Raw genomic sequence first — 4,198 nt, forward strand, 5'->3', positions numbered from 1 at the left:
TATCCCCCTCAGAAGAAACCAAATTAGTGTTTATAAAATCATCAAAAGTAGAACTGGTATTTGGCGTATTTTCTTGATGAAATGAATCCATAGCAAATACAGATAACATTATAATGATAATCAAGCCCAAAATAGACAAAAAAATAATCTAATTTAATTTAAAATATCCATTTCATGAATATTTTTTGTTAAAAACATGGCGGAAATAGAACTTTTTTTAAATATTTTAACCTTGTAGAAACCATGTCAAAATTTAAGTGAATATCGATGTTTTTTGCTTGTTTTTGTTAAATAAGTGATATTTTCTCTTTGTTTTTGATTTTGACATGTTATTGTTCTTTTTATTCTACACTTGAATTTGTTCTTCGCAAAAAAATTTTTACTAAAATGCTTGGATTTTAATTTTAAGCGATTTTATCCTTTTAATTTTTTTACACTTGAAATGATACTTCCCATTCATTGTAAAAACGAATAATAATTTATAAATAGTAGAATGGAGAATAATTATTAATATGTACAGCAAAATAAACTATTCTCCATATTACTATTTGAATTCAAGACATTTAAACCTTTTGGATTTTGGACTTAAGATTGGCGGAAATACTCAGAAACAAAAACTATTTAAAATTGGTGTAAATCAAAATAGATTATTGTACTTTGTTGAATTAACATTTAACTATGCAAAATGGATATTTTCAAAGTATTCCTGTGATTATAGCAATCATATTTATAATCAACCACAATTATTCACTATTTTGGCAATGAAAACTTACTTAAAAACAACCTATCGTGAAATAATTGAAATTTTAGACGTTTCTGATAAAATAACCAAATATTTGAAACTTAACAAGCTACCGCACTACACAACAATTCAGAAATTCTTTATAAGAATGTCAGACACAAAACTGAAAGATTTAAACAATCTAATATTGTTCATGCATCCAATAAATTGTGAATTAGCAGCAATGGATGGAACCGGTCACACAAGTGACTATGCAGACCATTATTACGCAAAAATAAGAGGCAAATGCAGAAAAAGCTACATTAAAAACCATATCGCAATCGATGTCGACACAAGAATGATCCTAAATTACGCAGCAAATCGAGGTCCAAAATACGATACACAATTCGCAATCGCATCAATAAGACAATTAAAACCCTACAAACCACATTACATCCTAGCAGACAGAGCATACGACACGGAAGCAATAAGAAAATGCATAAATGAAGAAGTAGGTGCATTCGACCAAATCCCCTTAAAAACAAGAGCAAAAACAGGACATTACAGATTGAATAGTTCAACAATCTTCTGGCACGACGTTTACGCACGAAGAATGAACGTAGAAAGTGTAATTTATGTAATAAAAAGAAGATTCAACGGAGGGAACTATAGTAGAAGCACAAAACTCCAAAATAAAGAAACAAAGCTCAAAGATGTATTATACAACATCTACAGAGCAATTCAAGTATTTTAAATGAGGGTTTCTACAAGGTTATTTTTTCATTATTTTTTATTCCCATTATCTGAAATCCGGATTTTTGAAATATGTTTTTCACCTAATATTATTCACTTTTTGTGAATAAAAATTCACATTTTAGCAAAGTTTAAATAGTCCAAAATCATTGTTTTTATTATAGGCAAATGTGAAAATATTTGCATTCACAATAAAATTTCTTTGAAGTTAATTTTTTAAATTTGATTGATGGAGAGGATTTTCAATGGCGCGGAGCGATAAAACTTTGGAAGACATTTTGAATATTATTTTTTATGATAAACCGTCAACTCAAGATGAAATTGCCGAAAAATTAAAGATTAGTCGAAGATATGTTACTCAATTGCTTAAACCATTAATTGAAGAAGACATTGTCAAAAGGGCTTATGTCATCGATTTGAATAAATATGATGAAATTTATGGCTCTTCAGACCCTATCTTCAATATCAAACAGCATTCCGCATTTTTTTTAATTGAAAACATGCTAAGCAGCATGAGCGAGCATGTTAAAGAACAGGTCCAAATGTCTTTCGATGCCATTTTAACTAATGATAAGGACTTGGCAGAACAAGCTTTAAAACTGGATTTTACCACAAATAATATGTATGAAAAAGTTCGCGCATCTGTTGAAACTGTCGTTGATGTTGATCCCCATTCCAAACTTTCCAAGATTTTATTGTTCAGCGAAGCGGCATACAATTATGAACGCATTGGAGATTATTCAGGCCATATTGCCAAATTTGTCATTAATGAGAAGACTGCCGTAGACGATGACCTTTTAGATATATTAAAAAAAATGCATAAATATGCACAAAAATCTATTTCATATGCAACTGATGCTTTTATTAATGGGAATATTGACTCACGTGGAAATTTGATGGATACAGAAGAAAAAATTCATGAAACTCAACAAAAAGCCATGAATCTCATTGCCAACCAAATGGTTGAAACTTCTTTTGAGGATATTGAAATGTCCAATTATTATATTTACATATCCCGTGTAGTGAAATCATTCGAAAGAATGGGCGATATCTCAGTGGAAATTATGGATTTGGCTGCTGAATTCCATAAGGATATTCCAAGGCCAACAACTCCACGTTCATTTAGAGAAAAAATTTAAAAAGACAATGCCAAATTTCTTCTCAGGAGGAGATCTTATATCAAATAATAAACCGCAAGAAACGTTTAGGGGAAAAACTGACAGGGCTATTAAGAAACGACCCCCATGGAAGGAATACAACCTGCATATAGTTTGTTTTGTTCTGGTTGCCATTTCAATGGCCATTGGAGTTAAAGAGATTAGAATCACTGATACCATAAGTGTTTTATTATTGCCTTTAATATATGCCCTAATCATGGGTTTGGCTCTTTTTTTAGCAAAACCTATAAAATTTATAGGTAAAAAGCAATCAAAGGTAGCTGAAGGAGCAATGGTTTTATTTATAGGAGTTTTAATTGCTAAATTAGCTATTTCGAGCGGACAATCCATTGATATTATTTTTAATGTCGGCCCCGCCTTGATTTTACAACTTTTGGGGGATTTGGGCACTCTTATAGCATTGCCCGTTGCTTTGCTTTTAGGATTTAGAAGAGAAGTAATCGGTATGGCAAGTTCCATTTGCCGCGAACCTAACTTGGGAGTCATTATCGACAAGTATGGTTTCAAATCCCCTGAGACAAGGGGAGTTTTAGCCATTTTTGTTATGGGATCCATTATCGGCACTCCTTTTATCAGCTTTTTTTCAAGCATATGCATTTCGCTCATACCTTACCATCCATATGCCTTTGCAATGGCTTCAGGTATAGGAAGCGCAAGCATGAATGCTGCAGCATTGGTTCCATTGGTGCATATGTACCCTGCCATGGCTACCCAATTGGAGGCCTTTGCAGGATGCAGTAACATTCTTTCATTTTGTTTAGGCATTTACATGTGCATATTCATTTCCCTGCCTCTTGCAGAAAAATTGTATAAATGGTTATCTCCAATCATAGGTAAAGGTGAGGGGAGAACCATTGATGACGAATATGCTATTGAAGGAGTAAAAGATGATAAATATGCTACTTCTGAGGATTTAAGTTCTGGTAAGATTGAAAGATGGGTCACTTTCCTCGTACTTTTCTCAATCATCGCCACAGTTGGAAATTTCATAGGTTACCATACCCCTTTGCTTGATGTGTTCATCGGAATGCTAATCATTTCAATTATTACCCTTATCGGAATGTGCCTTGAGAGGATAATTCCATGGGATATCCCATCAATCATTTATATAAGTTTACTTGGTATTTTTTTAGCCATTCCTGGAGTTCCAACTTCAGACATTATAATAACTTATGTCTCTCAAATTGAGTTAACTACAATCTGCACTGCATTTTTAGCATATGTCGGTATTGCAATCGGTAACGATTGGGAGGAATTTAAAAAGATTGGTTGGAAAGGAATCATTATAGCAATAATCGTAATTTCCGGAACTTACCTCGGTTCTGCAAGTATTGCAAATCTGGTCTTATTTGTAACAGGCATGATTTAACAAATCTATTTTTCATTATTTATATCATATTAGTTTTCTATTATGCGAAATAGTAATATAATTTTTATATAATATATATAATTATGTATTTATTTTTACATTATCATTAATTTTTCTACAAGAGTTAGAATATTCCATTAAAAAACTTACAGTTCATAAAAATCATTTTTTTCATAT

General features: G+C 31.9%; 3 protein-coding genes. All 3 read left to right on the forward strand.

The window, feature by feature from the left end; genetic code table 11:
* The first annotated feature begins 512 nt into the window (after window positions 1-512).
* Window positions 513-1,475, forward strand: a complete 963-nt coding sequence (locus ACKI3D_RS05485) for a transposase (RefSeq protein WP_407392741.1) — start codon at window positions 513-515, stop codon at window positions 1,473-1,475.
* A 244-nt stretch (window positions 1,476-1,719) separates the two neighbouring features.
* Window positions 1,720-2,613, forward strand: coding sequence for a PhoU domain-containing protein (locus tag ACKI3D_RS05490; protein WP_407392742.1), 894 nt, complete (start codon window positions 1,720-1,722; stop codon window positions 2,611-2,613).
* 7 nt (window positions 2,614-2,620) lie between these two features.
* Window positions 2,621-4,021: a DUF3100 domain-containing protein gene (locus ACKI3D_RS05495; RefSeq protein ID WP_407392744.1), complete on the forward strand. Its 1,401-nt coding sequence runs from the start codon at window positions 2,621-2,623 to the stop codon at window positions 4,019-4,021.
* Window positions 4,022-4,198: the final 177 nt, after the last annotated feature.

This window comes from Methanobrevibacter sp. (assembly GCF_045586545.1).
Taxonomy (GTDB): Archaea; Methanobacteriota; Methanobacteria; order Methanobacteriales; family Methanobacteriaceae; genus Methanocatella.

Coding starts and splice junctions, on each gene's coding strand:
- ACKI3D_RS05490 (WP_407392742.1), top strand. CDS start 1,720: ATGGCGCGGAGCGATAAAACTTTGGAAGACATTTTGAATATTATTTTT.
- ACKI3D_RS05485 (WP_407392741.1), top strand. CDS start 513: ATGTACAGCAAAATAAACTATTCTCCATATTACTATTTGAATTCAAGA.
- ACKI3D_RS05495 (WP_407392744.1), top strand. CDS start 2,621: ATGCCAAATTTCTTCTCAGGAGGAGATCTTATATCAAATAATAAACCG.